Consider the following 15,293-nt stretch of genomic DNA (forward strand, 5'->3'; position numbering starts at 1 on the left):
CCCACCCTATGCCGGGAGCCGCACGGGCTCAACGGGCGCCGTCGGGGGTGCGTCCCGGCGTGCGATGGCTCTTCGGTGAAGGAACGGCCGTGCCGGCTGCGGCTACGCCGGGGGCAGGTCGTCCACCGGGAAAGCCACTGCCTCGCCGACGACGCGGAGGCACAGCTCGGTGCCGGGGCGGGCGATCGAGGCGTTCCAGTGCCGGATCGTGATGATTTCGCCGCCGCCGGGGTAGCGGTGGTCTGCCACGGCGCCCTCCGCGAGGACGGGCGGTACCGCGAGCTTGAGTCGGACGGTGGTTTCGGGCCCGAAGTAGTCGGTGTCCACAACGACGCCGCGGATGGGGCCGTCCTCGGCGATCCGGATCTGCTCCGGGCGCAGCATCAGCTGGACCCGGCCCTGCGCCGGCGGCCGGCGCACGGGGATGCCGCCCAGGGAACACGTGGCCAGGGAGCCTTCCATCCACGCGTCCAGGATCACGGCGTCGCCCAGGAACTCGGCGGTGGCGCGGTCCGCGGGGCGGGTGTAGACGATGAACGGGTTGCCGATCTGCGCCAGCCGCCCGCCGCGCATCACGGCCACCTGGTCCGCGAAGGACAGCGCCTCGCCCTGGTCATGGGTGACGAGAATGGTGGTGACGCCCGCGTCGTGGAGCACCTTGCCCACCGCCCGGCGCGTGGCCACGCGCAGGCCGGCGTCCAGGGCGGAGAACGGTTCATCGAGCAGCATCAGTTCCGGCTCACGGGCGAGGGCACGGGCCAGGGCGACGCGCTGCTGCTGCCCGCCGGAGAGCTCGTGCGGGCGGCGCTTGGCCATGCCGGGGTCCAGCGACACCATTTCCAGCAGTTCCGCCACCCGGGCCTTCACGCCGCGGTGCCCGCCGGGGAGCTTGGCGGCGTCGAGTCCGAAGGAGATGTTCTGCCCGACGCTCAGGTGCGGGAAGAGCGCACCGTCCTGCGCCACGTAGCCCACGTGGCGCTTGTGCGCCGGAACCCAGACGCCCTCCCCGGCCACCTTGGCGCCGTTGAGCGAAATGCTGCCGGTGTCCGGGTGCTCAAAACCGGCGATCAGCCGCAGCAGCGTGGTCTTGCCGGAGCCGGAGGGCCCCACGATCGCCGTCGTGCCGCCCTTGGCGACCGAGAGGTTGACGCCCTGGAGGACGGCCTGGGTCCCGAAGTTCTTCGTGACGGAGTCGATATCCAGGTGGCTGTTGGTGCTGGTGGCTACGGAAGCGGCGATCCGCGGTTCCGGGAGCCGGGAAGGGCTGTGGTCGGTCACTGTCCCGCTGCTTTCTTGGACTGCTGGAAGAGGAGGTAGGTCATCGGTGCCGAAATCAGGATCATCAGCAGGGCATAGGGGGCGGCGCCGGCGTAGTCGATTTCGCTGCTCTTGCTCCAGAACTCGGTGGCGAGCGTCCGGGTGCCGTTGGGGGAGAGCAGCAGCGTCGCCGTGAGTTCGTTAACGATCGCCAGGAACACCAGGGCGGCGCCGCCCGCGGCGGCCGGGGCGGTGAGCCGCAGCGTCACGCGGAGGAAGGCCATCAGCGGGGGCTTGCCGAGCGCCTGGGCGGCCTCGTCAAGTTCTTTCGGCGCCTGGGCCAGGCCGGAACGGATGTTGACCAGCGCCCGCGGCAGGAAGAGCAGCACATAGGCCGCGATCAGCAGGGTCGAGGTCTGGTAGAGGTCCGGCGCCGCCTTGATGCTCACCGTCACGAAGGCCAGGCCCACCACGATCCCCGGCAGGGAGCTGGTGATGTAGTTGGACAGCTCCAGGGCCTTGCTGAACCAGCTGGGGTGCCGCACGGCCAGGTACGCCATGGGGAACGCGACAACGGTGGTGGCCAGGGCGCCGGCAAGGCCGTACATCAGGGTCTGCAGCAGGGCGGGCAGGAACTCGTCCGCGGCCCAGATCTCCGGGCCGCCGGAGATGATCCAGCGCAGCACGAACGTCAGCGGCAGCCCGAAAGCCAGCGCGGTAAGTGCGACCAGGAACAGCTGGGCCGGGAACTGGTAAGCGTGCAGCGGAAGGCGCAGGGCGCCGGCCTGGGCGCCCGAACCGATCCTTGCGTACCGGGCGCTGCCGCGGCTGCGGACTTCCACCAGCAGCAGGATCAGGCAGAGGAACACGAGGACGCTGGCCAGCATGTTCCCGGCGGTGCCGTTGAAAGTGGACTGGTACTGCACCATGATCGCCGTGGTGAACGTGTCGAACCGGATCATCGCGAAGGCCCCGTACTCGGCCAGCAGGTGCAGGGACACCAGCAGCGCGCCGCCGGTCATCGCGATGCGCAGCTGCGGCAGCACCACCCGGAAGAAGGCGCGCCAGGCGCCGAGGCCGAGGGCCGCGGCGGACTGTTCGATGGCCGGGTCCAGCCGGCTGAGCGTGGCGGCGGCCGGGATGTAGACCAGCGGGAAATACGACAGCGTGGCGATCAGCACGCCGGACCACAGGCCCTCGAGGGACGGCACGGCGGAGACCCAGGCGTAGCTGTTGACGAAGGCGGGAATGGCCAGCGGTGCCGCGAGCAGGACGGCCCACCACTTCCGCCCGCGGAGCGTGGTCCGTTCCACCAGCCAGGCGCCGCCCACGCCCAGGGCCAGGCAGAGCGGCACGGTGACCGCCATCAGCAGCACCGTGTTGAGCAGGAGCTCACCTACACGCTCGCGGAAGATCAGTTCAACGGCGGTTTCCCACCCCGTGGCCGCCGTCATGACTATGACGTAGCCGAGCGGGATCAGTGAAAACAGGGCAATGAGGACGGCGATGATGGACACCGCGGAAACGCCGAAAGGCGGGCGGGGGCGTTTGCCCCGGCCCGCCGTCGTCGTGCTTCCGGAAGTTCCGGGAGCCGCCAGCTTGGTTGTCACGTAGCTACAGCAGTCCTGCCTTGGTCATCAGCTCGGTGACCTTTGCGGAATTGAGCTTGGCCGGATCCACGGTGGGGGCCTGCAGTTCCGTCAGCGGGACCAGCTTCTCGTTGGCCGGGACACCGGACGCGATGGCGTACTCGAAGGAAGTGCCCTTCTGCAGGACCTCCTGGCCCTTCTTGCCCGTGATGAACTTGACGAAGGCCTGGGCCGCTGCGGCGTTCTTCGAGGACTGCAGCACGCCGCCACCGGAGACGGACACGAACGCGCCCGGGTCCTGGTTCTTGAAGTAGTACGGCGTGACGTTCTTGGAGTTCTCGCCGGTCTTCGCCTGGTCGCCGTAGTAGTAGTAGTGGTAGATCAGGGCCGCATCGACCTCGCCGGCGTTGACCGCCTTCATGGCCGTGCTGTTGCCCTTGTAGGCCTTGTAGTTCTCTTTCATGCCCTGGAGCCATTCCTCCGCGGCGGCTTCACCCTTGAGTTCGAGCAGGGCGGAGACGATCGCCTGGAAGTCGGCGCCGGACGGCGACGCCGCCCACTTGCCCTTCCACTCCGGCTTGGCCAGGTCCAGCATGGACTTGGGCAGCTGGTCCTCGGTGAGCTTGGCCTTGTCATAGACCAGCACGGTGGAGCGGGCCGCGATGCCGGTCCACTTGTTGGTGGAGGGCCGGAACTCGGCGGGCACCTGGTCAATGGTGGCCTTGTCGACGTCGGCGAAGAGTCCGGCGTTTTCGACCTGGGCCATGGCCGGGGAGTTTTCGGTGAGGAAAACGTCGGCGGGGGAGGCCTTGCCTTCCTGGATGATCTGGTTGGACATTTCGGTGTCCGAGCCCTGGCGCAGGGTGACCTTGACGCCGGTTTCCGCGGTGAACGCGTCCACCCATTCCTTCGTCAGGGATTCGTGCTGGGCGTTGTAGACCGTGATCTCGCCGGACATCTTGCCGTCAGCGGCGCTGCTGGGGGAAGTCGAGGCGCCGGAGCCGCAGGCGGCCAGGCCGAGCGCGGCGGTGGCGGCAAGCGCGATACCTGCCAGCGCGTTGGTGCGGATCTTCATGGGGGCTGCTTTCTGCAAGGAAGTTCTTAGGAACCCTAGCCCCCTGTGAGCGGGGAAGTTAGGGCATGCTCACTAGGAAAAACTGTAGGTTAGCCAAACCTAAGCAACCAAGCTGAGAGCCCCATAAGTGATCAGGATCACATCAATTACGAAACTATTGCGTGACTTAATTGCCGGCAGGCGATTCCGTGCGTGATTCTGCCGGCGTGCCGGTCATCGCAGCAGGTGTCGCCCGCGCCGCCGGTCCGGCGGCCCCGCCCCCCGATGCTTCCGTCGAGGCGTCCGCAGCCTCGGCGGTCTCCGCGTCCGCGGCCTCGGCGGTCTCCGCCGCAGTCTCCTCTGTGGCTGCGGACCTGCCGGTAATCGAGGCCGCGGCTTCCAGCACCATCCAGGCCTGCAGCTGGGTGGAAAGCTCGACGGCGGCGCCCGCCGGGTAGCTGCGCCGCGCCGGCAGTTCCGGGCGGGTGGAGAAGAGGATCCGGCCACCCTTGCGGGCCAGCGGTTCCTGGGCCGACACGATGCGGCGGCCCTCCCAGAAGGCCTCGGCGGTGTCGTTGACAAGGGTCGCCGCAGTGTTCCGTGCCTCGGCGGGAAGCCGCTCGTCGACGGCGGCCAGTGCCAGGTACCGGACGAGGACGCCGGTGAACAGGCCGCCGTCGCCCGTGCCCTCACAGCGCAGCACCGTGGCGCTGCGTCCCATCAGCGGGGCGGGGAGGGTGAGGTTGCGGGCCACGGCAGCCACGAGCGCGGAGGCGCGGGCCAGGTTGGCTTCGCCGCCGAGCTCCAGCAGCGCGCCGAGGACGGGCCCCTGGTTGTAGGTGTAAATGGAGCTTTCCAGCACCACGTCGCCGCCGGGGGCGATGCGCAGGCCGTCCAGGTACATGCCCCGTTCCGGGTCGAAAAGCCGGGCCTCCAGCCAGTCCAGCAGGGCTTGCGCCTTGGCTGCCCTGCCGGTGCGAGCGTAGTAGAGCGCCACGGGTGCCGTGGCCGGTGTGTTCTTGAAATCCCGCTTCTTGCTCCAGAACGTGCCGCCGCCGAGGTCGTCCGTGGAGGCGGAATCGAACTGCAGCGTCAGGCTTTTCAGGACCTTGGCATTGCGGCGGCGTCCGGCGGCCTTGCGGCTGTCCTCCGCGAGTTTTTTCAGCCGCAGCGTCGAGAGCGCCAGCCAGGCCATGTCGTCGTAGTAGTTGTTGACGAAGGTCAGGAAGTTCCGCAGCCGGATCCCGGTGACCAGCTGGGAGGCCAGCCGGCCGGCGCTGGGCCGGTTCTCGCCGTCGAATCGTGTTCCAGGCCGGCCCTCGCTGCCGAGTTCCCGGCGGCCCGTGTCCACGAGGCAGTCCACGTAGTGCGCCTGCCACCAGTAGTGCCAGGGCCTGGCGAGATTTTTGAACCGGCCGGAGGGCCGCACGATCGCGGCGATGTGTGTCCCCGGCAGGAAGAAGAGCCGCTGCCCGAACAGCCTGGTCACAGAGCGGGCCGCTTCGTCGGCACGGAACGACCAGTTGGGGGCGGTGGAAATCTCTGCTGGGGTCATGACTCCAGCCTAGTAGCGGCAGTGCGTCCGCAGCGGGATCGTGGCAGCGCCGCGGGAGGCGATTCCGGCCCCGCGGCCGGAATCGGCCCGCATCTCGGCGGGCGGGGGGCCGCTGAAGGTGCGGAATTTCCGTATTCCAGTTAACATTCACTAACTAATGTTCCCTGCAACTTCGTGACACTGCACACAGTGTCGTGGCGGGTTCCGGTTCCACATCAAGGAGGATGCATGGACATCAAAGGTACAGTCGCGCTGATCACGGGCGGGGCCTCGGGCCTGGGCGCCGCGACAGCCAGGCGCCTGTTCCACGCCGGCGCCTCCGTGGTCCTCGTGGACCTGCCAAGCTCCGCCGGTGACGCGTTCGCCGCCGAGCTGAACTCCCGGGGCGAAGCCCATGTAGAAGCCCATGTGGAGGCCCCCGCCGCCGGAGACCGAAAAGAGGCGGCGAACAAGGCGGTCTTCGTTCCCGCCGATGTCACCAGCGAAGACGAGGTGCAGGCCGCCGTCGACGCCGCCGTCGCCCTCGGCCCGCTGCGGATCGTCGTCAACTGCGCCGGAATCGCGACCCCCGGCAAGGTCCTGGGCCGCGACGGCGTGCTGCCGCTGGAGAGCTTCAACCGCGTCATCCAGATCAACCTCGTGGGCACCTTCAACGTCATCCGCCTGGCCGCGGCCGCGATGGCGGCGACCGAGCCGGCCGTGACCGGGCTCGGCGGTCCGGAGCGGGGCGTCATCATCAACACAGCCTCTGTCGCTGCGTTCGACGGCCAGATTGGCCAGCCGGCCTACGCCGCTTCCAAGGGGGCGGTCCACGCGATGACGCTGCCGATCGCCCGTGAACTGGCGCGCTCGCTGATCCGGGTGGTCACCATCGCGCCGGGCATCTTCGAGACGCCCATGATGGCCGGGCTGCCGCAGGAAGCCCGGGATTCCCTCGGCCAGCAGGTACCGCATCCGTCCCGGCTGGGCCGCCCCGCCGAGTACGCGAACCTGGCCGCGCACATCGTCGACAACGCCATGCTCAACGGCGAGACCATCCGCCTTGACGGTGCCATCCGGATGGGGCCGAAGTGATGTGCGCCGGGGTTGCCGACCCATCCGCGCCGGCTGCCTCCGCGCCGGCTGCCTCCGCGCCGGCTGTCTCCGCGCCACCTGCCTCCGTCGAGGGGCTGCCGACGGCCGACTTCTTCGGCTTCGAGTCGATGCTCAACGCTGCCGAACAGGCCAAGCTCGCCGAGCTGCGGGATTTCCTGGCCCGCGAGGTGGCACCCTTTGCCGGTGACTGGTGGAACAAGGCCGAGTTCCCCGCGCACATCCTCCCCAAGCTTGCTGCCCTCGAGCTCAGCGCGCCGGCCCAGCGCGGCTACAGCAACCTGTTCGCCGGACTGGTCATCGCCGAGATCACCCGGGTGGACACCTCCCTGGCAACGTTTTTCCTGGTCCACCACGACCTCTTTGTCGAATCCCTCTACGGATTCGGCTCCGAGGAGCAAAAGGCGCGCCTGCTCGACGACGCCGCGAACCTCCGGACCACCGGCGCCTTCGCGCTGACCGAACCCGAACATGGCTCCGACGTGGCCGGCGGCATGGAGACCCTCGCCCGTCGCGTTCCCGGCGGGGCTCCCGACGGCGGCGACACCTGGGTGCTCAATGGCGCCAAGCGCTGGATCGGCAACGGGACGTTCTGCGACTACATGCTGGTGTGGGCCCGGGACGAGGCCGACGGCGCCGTCCGCGGCTTCATCGTCGACGCCACATTGCCGGGTGTGAGCCGGAGCAGGATCGAGAACAAGATCGCTCTGCGCACTGTGCAGAACGCCGACATCGTCTTCAAGGACGTGAAAGTGGCCGAGGCGGACCGTTTCGCCGGGATCAACAGCTTCGAGGACACGAACGAGCTGCTCCGCGGGTCGCGGATCATGGTCGCCTGGCAGGGGGTCGGCCAGCAGCTGGCCGCGTTCGACGTCGCCCGGCAGTACGCCGTCGAACGCCGGCAGTTCGGCCGGCCGCTGGCGAAATTCCAGCTGGTCCAGCAGCAGCTGGTGACGATGCTCGGCAACGCCGTGGCCAGCATGGGGATGATGGTCCGGATCGCCCAGCTCCAGGACCAGGGCGCCGCGGACATGCCCCAGGTGGCCCTGGCGAAGTCCTATGTGAGCGCCCGGATGCGGGAAACCGTGGCGATGGGCCGGTCCCTGCTGGGCGGCAACGGGATCGTCACCGACTACCGGATGGCCAAGATCTTCGCCGACGCCGAGGCGATCTACACCTATGAGGGTTCGTTCGAGATCAACACACTGATCGTGGGCCGGGCCGTGACCGGGGTTTCCGCGATCGTCTAGACCGGGCGTCTAGCCGCGGTTGTCAGGAGCCGGCGTCTAGAACAGCGCCGGCTCCTTCTCCCCGGCCTCGATCCGGTAGTCCAGGCTGTTGTTCTTTACCGGCATGGGGCAGGTGCCGTACGGGGTGAACGCGCTGGGGTAGTTGATGGCGCGGTTGAAGTCCAGGATCACCGTGTTGTCCGGCCGCGGCCGGGCTGTGGAGACCTTCCGCCACTCATCTGTCGATTCCCCGTTGGTCTCGTCGTGGAACGTCACGGTCAGCGCCCCGAGCTTTTCCTCCTCGGCCTGCAGGTGGAACTCGTGGTCCTTGCCGGGGAGCCGGAACACGAGCTCGCCGACCGAGCGGTGGATGCCGTCGACCAGCGGGTTGGCCGTGCCGATCGGCACGTCCACGGGCTCGGGGTAGGGGCGGAAGCTGGCCTCGACCACCAGATCGGGCCGGTAGTCGAAGGTGGGGACGCCGTCGAACTCCGTGAACACGGGCGACGTCGAATCCCGGGTGCGCACGGCGTACTTGTTGGCGCGCATGGCCAGTTCGACCACCACCTGCCGGCCGTCCTCGCCGCCGTACTGGACCCAGAACAGGGACTCCTCGTCGGACAGTGTTGCGGTGATGGTGCCGTCCACGGCCCAGCCGGTCTCCACGAGCGTGAGTCCGTCAGCCGCTGCGGCGGTGAGGAACGCCGTCGTGCCGTCCGTGGACCAGAGCCCGGGAACGAGTTCGACGGCGGCCGGCCGTTCTTCCAGCCACTGGAAGGAAGTCAGTGTCAGCCAGCCGTAGTCGCTGGCCAGGGCCGTGTTGCGGCTGTTCCTGAAGCGCTGCCAGCGGGCGAGCTGGGCTTCGGGATCGCGGTGCGTAGGACTCACGGGTTCCTCCTGGGGCATCGGTGCAAGTAGCTGGCAGCAGGGGCCGTTTTGAGGCTCCAAAACGGCCCCTGCTGCGAGTCAGTTGGGAGTGGGGGCGGTTCTGCGGCCTGCCGCGACGAGCTGCGCTGCCGTGTCCCGGGCGGCCGCGGCGGCTGCGGGGTCGGCGTCGAGCACGCCGCTGGCCAGGCCGCCGTCGAGAAGCAGGGTCAGGCTGCGGGCGAGTTGGTCCGGATTTTGGGCGCCGGCCTGGACGGCGAGGTCCCGGATCCACGCCCGGATCTGCTCTTTGTGGGCCACAGTCCGTTCATGGACGCGGGTTCCGGAGGCAGATTCGGCGGCGGCGTTGATGAAGGCGCAGCCGCGGTAGCCGTCGCGGCGGCAGGCGCTGGTCAGCGCGTCGAACAGCCCCACGAGTTGGTCCTCAGGGGCGGGCCCGGCTGCTTCGGCCGCGGCGTGGAGCTGGCCGGTCCAGATGCCGTCGACCCTCTCCAGGTACGCCAGGATCAGGTCGTCCTTGGCCGGAAAATACTTGTAGAACGTGGCTTTCGCGACGCCTGACTCGGCGATGATCGTGTCGATGCCTGCGGCCCGGAGGCCGTGGGCATAGAACAGCCGGAATGCCGTGGCCAGGATCTTGTCCCTGGCCTGACCTGCGGGTGTGCGGGCGGCCCGCGGTGCTGCGGCTGCTGGCGGCGTCATGGCTCCATGCTACACAGACAAGTCTGTCTATGTCCGGTCTGTGTCCACTGGCGCGGTTGGACAGTGCGTGCTGCGCCCCTCGGGCGCCCAGCCGTCAGCGGCGCACCGCCAGCCCGTGGACAAGGAGCTTCCATACCTCTATGAGGTCTTCGTGGATCGCCGGGTCGGCCCATTCCGCGGCGTGGAGCGGGTGGTGGAACCTCGCCGTGGCGTGCAGGAGCGCCCGGCCGGAGGCCACGGGGTCCGCGGCGTAAAACTCGCCGCTGCGGACGCCGCCTTGCACGATTTCCGTGAGCTGGGCGGCGAGATGGTCAACGTGGGCCGCCACGACTTCCCGCGCCTCCGCAGTCAGCTGGCTGAACGTGGCAAACAGTTCGGGATCGTTCAGCGCCATGCCCTGTTTGATGGCCGCGAGGCGTTCCAGCCAGCGGAGCAGGCGTTCGGCCGAGGGGCCGTCCGTGTCCCTGACGGGATCCAGCGGATCCACCAGGCGGTCCAGCCAGCGCCGGGCCACCGCGTCCCGCAACGCCACTTTCGTGGGGAAGTGACGGTAGACGCTGCCGTGGCTGACGCCGAGGGCCTTCGCGACGTCCACCACGGTGGCCTTGGCCGGACCGAAGCGCCGCAGGACGTCTTCGGCGGCGTCGAGGATGCGCTCTTCCGTCAGGACGACGGCGGCAGGGGTCACCGGCGTTCGCTGTCGAGCATGGCCATCTGGCCGGCGTCGTAGCGGGTGCCGGCGGCGGCGTCGGCCGGAACGGCGGCCTCGATCGCGGCAAGGTCCGCGTCGGAGAGCACCAGGCCGGCCGCTCCCAGGGACTCGGTGAGGCGCTCGCGGCGGCGGGCGCCGACCAGGGGGACGATGTCCTCCCCGCGGGACAGCACCCAGGCGACGGCCACTTGGGCCACCGTGGCGTCCTTGCTCTCGGCAATGAGGCGCAGCCGCTCGACCAGCTCGAGGTTGCGCTGCAGGTTCTCGCCGGAGAACCGGGGGAGATGGGCGCGGAAGTCCCGCCGGTTCCCGGTTCCGGCGGCGGGCCAGTGTCCCGACACCAGGCCGCGGGACAGCACGCCGTACGCGGTGATGCCGACGCCCAGTTCCCGGGCCGTGGGGAGGATGTCCGCTTCGATGCCGCGGGAAATCAGCGAGTATTCGATCTGGAGGTCGGAGACCGGGTGGACGGCGTGGGCGCGGCGCAGGGTGTCGGCGCCCACCTCGGAGAGGCCGATGCGGCGGATGAGGCCCTGCTTCACGAGCTCGGCCAGTGTTCCCATGGTTTCCTCCACGGGAACGGATGGATCCAGGCGGGCGGGCCGGTAGATGTCGACGTAGTCTGTGCCGAGCCGGCGCAGGGTGTAGGCGAGGAAGTTCTTGATGGCTGCCGGCCGGGCGTCAACGCCATTCCAGCCGCCTCGGGCATCGCGCAGGACGCCGAACTTGACGCTGATCTGGGCCTCCTCGCGCCGGCGGCCCCGGATGGCATCGCGGAGCAGGAGCTCGTTGTGCCCCATGCCGTAGAAGTCCCCGGTGTCCAGCAGGGTCACGCCCGCGTCGAGGGCAGCCTGGATCGTGGCGACGCTCTCGGCGTCGTCGGCGGGGCCGTAGAGATCGGACATGCCCATCAGCCCCAGGCCGATGGGGGCGGTGGCGGGACCCGTGGAGCCCAGGGTGCGCATTGCGCCGAGTGTGGAAGTTGTCATGGAACAAGAGTACAACAATCAACTGACAGATTTCAAACTTTGTCAGCCGAACTCGGGCGGACATGCCGCACGGCTTCTGTTGCAGTAGACAGGTCTGTCTGATAGCGTCTTGCCCACACGTAGACGAACCTGTCTACTCCGCTGATTCGGAATGAGGATGCCATGAAAATTGCTGTACTGGGAACCGGAAGCGTTGGCCAGACGATCGCCGCGGCGCTGGCCGCCCTGGGGCACGACGTGGTCATCGGCACGCGCGATCCGCGGACCACCCTGGCCAGGACCGAGCCCGGCGCGATGGGCGGCGCACCCTTTGCCGTGTGGCACGCGGGGCACGCCGGGATCGACGTCGCCACTTTCGCGGACGCAGCCGGGCGCGCCGACGTCGTCGTCAATGCCACCAACGGCGGGGGCTCCCTCGAGGCGCTCACCGCGGCCGGTGCGGAAAACCTGAGCGGCAAGGTGCTTCTGGACATCGCGAACCCGCTGGACTTCTCGCAAGGGTTTCCGCCGTCGCTGAGCCCGGTGAACACTGACAGCCTCGGTGAGCAGATCCAGCGTGCCTTTCCCGAGGCCCGTGTAGTCAAGACCCTCAACACGATGACCGCCAGCGTGATGGTGGACCCGGTGAGCGTGGCCGGGGGAGACCATTCCGTCTTCCTCTCCGGAAACGACGCGGATGCCAAGGGGATCGTGAGCGGGCTGCTCAAGGATTTCGGGCACCGGGACATCATCGATCTGGGGGACATCACCACCGCCCGCGGTGCCGAAATGATCCTGCCGCTCTGGCTGCGGGTCTGGGGCGCGCTTGGAACCGGAACATTCAACTTCAAGGTCGCCCGGTAGGACCGTTCACCGTGCTGCGAGTCCTGGGAACCGCGGCCCGTCGGCCGGGCGCGTGGCAGGGGTGGCCGGGGCGGATCTGGTCCGGCAGCTGCGGCGGGCGTACGGTGGGTGCATGGCTCTGGAAACCCTCGGGACAGTTCTCGCCTGCCTGGCGGTGATCGTCGGATTCACTCTGGCGGGGATGTCCGCGCTCCGGCGGGGCGGGAACCCGAAAGGCGCCACCGGCACCCTGGGCAGTGTGTTGGGCATGATGGACCCGGCCACCGGTGCGCCCACCCGCCAGGAAGCGGCCGCGGCCCGGGAAGAACTCAAGCAGCAGCGGCATGAATCAAGCCAGTCCGGCACCGGCCAGGATCACGGCGACCCCTACAGCGGCCGGATCACTTTGCCCGCGAAGCCGCCCGCCGAGCATCAAACCGGGGCCGCCGACACTATCTGAGACGGATTCCCCGCCGGCCGCGGCTGCGGGTAGCATCCTTAAGGAAGAAAGTAACCCGGCTCACAGTATCCAGCGCAGTGTACGAGCCAAGTCCTCTCGAAAGATAGTTTCCATGGCTGACACTGCAATGCATTCCGGCGCCGACCTCGCGGCCGAACTCCGGGCCGACGTCCGCCGGGTGTCCACCCTCCTCGGCGAATCCCTCGTCCGCCAGCACGGCCCCGAGCTCCTGGACCTGGTGGAGCAGGTGCGCCTGCTGACCAAGGAATCCAAGGAAGCCGCCCGCGGCGGTGCGGACGCCACCGGGCCGTGGAGCTCATACGACGTCGTCGCCCAGGTCCGCGAGCTGCTCGGCTCCCTGCCCCTCGAGCAGGCCACCGACCTGGTCCGCGCCTTCGCGTTCTACTTCCACCTGGCCAACGCCGCCGAGCAGGTCCACCGGGTCCGCGGGCTGCGCACCCGGCAGGAAAAGGACGGCTGGCTGGCCAAAGCCGTCACCGACATCGCCGGCCAGGCAGGCCCTGCGGTGCTCCAGGAAGTCGTCAACGAGCTCGACGTCCGGCCCATCTTCACCGCGCACCCCACCGAGGCGTCACGCCGCTCGGTGCTGGACAAGGTCCGCCGGCTCTCCGACATCCTCGCTGTGTCCACCGCGGAGGGCACGTCCGCGCGCCGCCGCCAGGACCGCCAGCTCGCCGAAGTGATCGACCAGATGTGGCAGACGGACGAACTCCGCCAGGTCCGGCCCACCCCGGTGGACGAGGCCCGGAATGCGATCTACTACCTCACCGGCATCCTTGGCGACGCCATGCCGGAGATGCTCTCGGATCTCTCCGAACTGCTCTCCGAGCACGGCGTCAGCCTTCCCGCGGAGAAGGCCCCCGTGCGCTTCGGCTCCTGGATCGGCGGCGACCGGGACGGCAACCCCAACGTGACCGCCGCCGTCACCCGCGAAATCCTGCAGATCCAGAACCAGCACGCCGTCCGGATCAGCATCGGCCTGATCGACGGGCTGATCTCCATCCTGTCCAACTCGACGGCGCTCGCCGGGGCGGACCAGGAACTGCTGGACTCGATCGACGTCGACCTGGGGAACCTGCCGGGCCTGGACCGCCGCGTCCTCGAACTGAACGCCCAGGAGCCTTACCGGCTCAAACTCACCTGCATCAAGGCCAAGCTGATCAACACCGCCCGGCGCGTCTCGGCCGGATCGGCGCACGAGCCGGGCCGCGACTACACCGCCACCGCGGAGCTACTGGCCGAGCTTGGCCTGCTGGAGCGCTCGCTCCGCAACCACCACGCCGCGCTCGCCGCCGACGGCGCCCTGGCCCGGGTCCGCCGCGCCATCGCCTCCTTCGGCCTGCACCTGGCTACACTCGACATCCGCGAACACGCAGACCACCACCATGACGCCGTCGGGCAGCTGATGGACCGTCTTGGCGGGCCCGGCGTCCGGTACGCGGAACTAAGCCGTTCCGAACGGCTCGAGGTCCTGGGTTCCGAGCTTGCCTCCCGCCGCCCGCTCTCCGGTCATCCGATCAAGCTCGACGGCGTCGCGGACGGCACGTACGATGTCTTCCGCGAGATCCGGCGCGCCCTGCGCACCTACGGCCCGGACGTGATCGAGACCTACATCATCTCCATGACCCGCGGCGCGGACGACGTCCTGGCCGCGGCGGTGCTGGCCCGCGAAGCCGGGCTGGTCAGCCTCTTCGGCGAAGCCCCGTACGCCAGGATCGGCTTCGCGCCGCTGCTGGAAACCGTGGAGGAACTGCGGGCCTCGGCCGAGATCGTGGATGCGCTGCTCTCCGACCCCTCGTACCGCGAGCTGGTCCGGCTGCGCGGCGACGTGCAGGAAATCATGCTTGGCTACTCGGACTCCAACAAGGAATCCGGCGTGATGACCAGCCAGTGGGAAATCCACAAGACCCAGCGCAAACTCCGGGATGTCGCCGCGAAGCACGGTGTCCGGGTGCGCCTGTTCCATGGCCGCGGCGGTTCCGTGGGCCGCGGCGGCGGCCCGACCTACGACGCCATCATGGCCCAGCCCAACGGGGTGCTGGAGGGCGAGATCAAGTTCACCGAACAGGGTGAGGTCATCTCGGACAAGTACTCGCTGCCCGAACTCGCCCGCGAGAATCTCGAGCTTTCGCTCGCGGCGGTCATGCAGGGTTCGGCGCTGCACCGCACGCCGCGCACCTCGGAGGACCAGCGCGAACGCTACGGCCACGTCATGGAGACCATTTCCGACGCCGCCTTCGGCCGGTACCGGACGCTGATCGATGACCCGGACCTGCCGGCCTACTTCATGGCGTCCACCCCGGTGGAACAGCTGGGGTCCCTCAACATCGGTTCCCGGCCGTCCAAGCGGCCCGATTCCGGCGCGGGCCTCGAGGGCCTGCGGGCCATCCCGTGGGTATTCGGCTGGACGCAGTCACGGCAGATCGTCCCGGGCTGGTTCGGCGTCGGCTCCGGCCTCAAGGCCGCCCGCGAGGCCGGCCACTCGGCCCAGCTGGTGGAGATGATGGACGGCTGGCACTTCTTCCGCTCGGTGCTCTCCAACGTGGAAATGACCCTGGCGAAGACGGACATGGACATTGCCGGCTACTACGTCTCGACCCTGGTGCCGGAGGAGCTGCACCACCTGTTCCGTGTCATCCGGGCCGAATACGAGCTGACCGTCACCGAGATCCAGAACCTGACCGGCGAGGACCTGCTGCTCGACGCGCAGCCCACGCTGAAGCGCTCACTGGAGATCCGGGACCAGTACCTCGACCCGATCAGCTACCTCCAGGTGGAACTGCTGCGGCGGGTCCGCGCCGAGGCCGCAGGGGAGAGCATGCCCAACGGCGAGATCAACGAACGCCTCCAGCGCGCCATGCTCATCACGGTCAACGGCGTGGCGGCCGGCCTGCGCAACACCGGCTGACCCCGGCTGGGGGTCCGC

The 15,293-nt window shown here is 68.8% G+C and carries 13 protein-coding genes; 5 read left to right on the top strand and 8 right to left on the bottom strand.

The genetic code is table 11. The annotated features are described in order from the left end of the window. Positions 1 to 102: 102 nt before the first annotated feature. The 4 genes from LDO13_RS02315 to LDO13_RS02330 all read right to left on the bottom strand — a co-directional run bounded on the left by LDO13_RS02315 (position 103) and on the right by LDO13_RS02330 (position 5,455). Positions 103 to 1,278 (bottom strand): ABC transporter ATP-binding protein, encoded by a 1,176-nt coding sequence (locus LDO13_RS02315; protein ID WP_224048476.1) that lies wholly within the window; start codon positions 1,276 to 1,278, stop codon positions 103 to 105. After that, a complete protein-coding gene (locus LDO13_RS02320; RefSeq protein ID WP_224048477.1) occupies positions 1,275 to 2,867 on the bottom strand; it encodes an iron ABC transporter permease in 1,593 nt (530 codons plus the stop codon). The genes LDO13_RS02315 and LDO13_RS02320 overlap by 4 nt, the downstream gene beginning before the upstream one ends. Before the next feature lie 4 nt (positions 2,868 to 2,871). After that, the gene (locus LDO13_RS02325) at positions 2,872 to 3,921 is read right to left on the bottom strand and encodes an iron ABC transporter substrate-binding protein (protein ID WP_224048478.1); all 1,050 of its coding nucleotides are present in this window, start codon (positions 3,919 to 3,921) and stop codon (positions 2,872 to 2,874) included. A gap of 166 nt (positions 3,922 to 4,087) precedes the next feature. Then, positions 4,088 to 5,455: a glycoside hydrolase family 76 protein gene (locus LDO13_RS02330; RefSeq protein ID WP_224048479.1), complete on the bottom strand. Its 1,368-nt coding sequence runs from the start codon at positions 5,453 to 5,455 to the stop codon at positions 4,088 to 4,090. Between the two features lie 228 nt (positions 5,456 to 5,683). On the opposite strand from LDO13_RS02330, the gene LDO13_RS02335 reads away from it, so the two are divergent. After that, on the top strand, positions 5,684 to 6,529 hold the full coding sequence (locus tag LDO13_RS02335) for an SDR family NAD(P)-dependent oxidoreductase (RefSeq protein ID WP_224048480.1): 846 nt from the start codon (positions 5,684 to 5,686) through the stop codon (positions 6,527 to 6,529). A gap of 128 nt (positions 6,530 to 6,657) precedes the next feature. Beyond that, entirely contained in the window at positions 6,658 to 7,797 is a 1,140-nt protein-coding gene (locus tag LDO13_RS02340) for an acyl-CoA dehydrogenase family protein (RefSeq protein ID WP_224049637.1), read from the top strand. Positions 7,798 to 7,833: 36 nt separating this feature from the next. Here LDO13_RS02340 and LDO13_RS02345 read toward each other — a convergent pair whose 3' ends face one another. From LDO13_RS02345 to LDO13_RS02360, 4 genes are all read right to left on the bottom strand, one after another. After that, positions 7,834 to 8,664: a DUF1684 domain-containing protein gene (locus tag LDO13_RS02345; protein ID WP_224048481.1), complete on the bottom strand. Its 831-nt coding sequence runs from the start codon at positions 8,662 to 8,664 to the stop codon at positions 7,834 to 7,836. A 78-nt stretch (positions 8,665 to 8,742) separates the two neighbouring features. Next, positions 8,743 to 9,363, bottom strand: coding sequence for a TetR/AcrR family transcriptional regulator (locus LDO13_RS02350; protein WP_224048482.1), 621 nt, complete (start codon positions 9,361 to 9,363; stop codon positions 8,743 to 8,745). Between the two features lie 94 nt (positions 9,364 to 9,457). Next, positions 9,458 to 10,051, bottom strand: coding sequence for a TetR family transcriptional regulator (locus tag LDO13_RS02355; protein ID WP_224048483.1), 594 nt, complete (start codon positions 10,049 to 10,051; stop codon positions 9,458 to 9,460). Continuing rightward, the gene (locus tag LDO13_RS02360) at positions 10,048 to 11,064 is read right to left on the bottom strand and encodes an aldo/keto reductase (RefSeq protein WP_224048484.1); all 1,017 of its coding nucleotides are present in this window, start codon (positions 11,062 to 11,064) and stop codon (positions 10,048 to 10,050) included. Before LDO13_RS02360 ends, LDO13_RS02355 begins: the two co-directional genes overlap by 4 nt. Before the next feature lie 162 nt (positions 11,065 to 11,226). Between LDO13_RS02360 and LDO13_RS02365 the strand changes: the two genes are divergently transcribed. The 3 genes from LDO13_RS02365 to ppc all read left to right on the top strand — a co-directional run bounded on the left by LDO13_RS02365 (position 11,227) and on the right by ppc (position 15,275). Continuing rightward, complete coding sequence (locus LDO13_RS02365) at positions 11,227 to 11,907, top strand: NAD(P)-binding domain-containing protein (protein ID WP_224048485.1); 681 nt, start codon at positions 11,227 to 11,229, stop codon at positions 11,905 to 11,907. A gap of 112 nt (positions 11,908 to 12,019) precedes the next feature. Then, on the top strand, positions 12,020 to 12,346 hold the full coding sequence (locus LDO13_RS02370; RefSeq protein WP_224048486.1) for a hypothetical protein: 327 nt from the start codon (positions 12,020 to 12,022) through the stop codon (positions 12,344 to 12,346). A 112-nt stretch (positions 12,347 to 12,458) separates the two neighbouring features. Then, entirely contained in the window at positions 12,459 to 15,275 is a 2,817-nt protein-coding gene (gene ppc / locus LDO13_RS02375; RefSeq protein WP_224048487.1) for a phosphoenolpyruvate carboxylase, read from the top strand. Positions 15,276 to 15,293 lie beyond the last annotated feature (18 nt).

It is taken from the genome of Arthrobacter sp. NicSoilB4, assembly GCF_019977335.1.
Taxonomy (GTDB): domain Bacteria; phylum Actinomycetota; class Actinomycetes; order Actinomycetales; family Micrococcaceae; genus Arthrobacter.